Raw genomic sequence first — 527 nt, 5'->3', positions numbered from 1 at the left:
GTACACTATGTTGCTTAGACAGACGGATTTCGACTTGCGTTAGCGGCTCACCAAGCAATACTGCTAAACGATGTTTGTGCGCTTGTTGGGCAATCTCTAACTGCGGAACGAGCGATTCCATCGCCGCAAGTGTGGCCTTCGCTTGGGCTAAATCGAGATCAGAACCGTAGCCGCTGCGCACGACTTTCTCGACGAGGTCGAGTGTACGTCGTTGATCTTCTAAGTTCGACTTTGCCAACTCAAGGCGCTCGCTTGCACCTTGGTATTGCAAGTAGTTATGAATCAAATCAGCCGTGATCACCGTGTTCAAGCCGTTTTGATAAATTTGAGCTTGTTCGAGACGAATTTGCGCCGCGTTCGCTTGGCGGTCAATGCGCCCAAACAGATCAGCCTCCCAAGCGATACTCGCGCCTGCAAATACGCCATCGTGCTGATTATCCATTAGGGTGACGTTACCAATTTGAGGTGGCAGACCCGACACGGAATCACTGAGTGGATTCAATATCGGACCGAGTGAAGAGTCATTT

General features: G+C 50.5%; 1 protein-coding gene. It reads right to left on the bottom strand.

Annotation, left to right across the window (positions count from 1 at the left end; all coding sequences use genetic code 11):
* A partial coding sequence (locus tag R7Z49_RS27415; RefSeq protein WP_318112817.1) for a TolC family protein occupies nucleotides 1-527 on the bottom strand: 527 nt, incomplete at both ends.

Origin of the sequence: Vibrio sp. 1562 (assembly GCF_033340155.1) — a bacterium.
GTDB lineage: Bacteria > Pseudomonadota > Gammaproteobacteria > Enterobacterales > Vibrionaceae > Vibrio > Vibrio alginolyticus.
The sequence above is the reverse complement of the archived record's forward strand: the minus strand, read 5'-3'. Positions and strand labels throughout refer to the sequence as shown.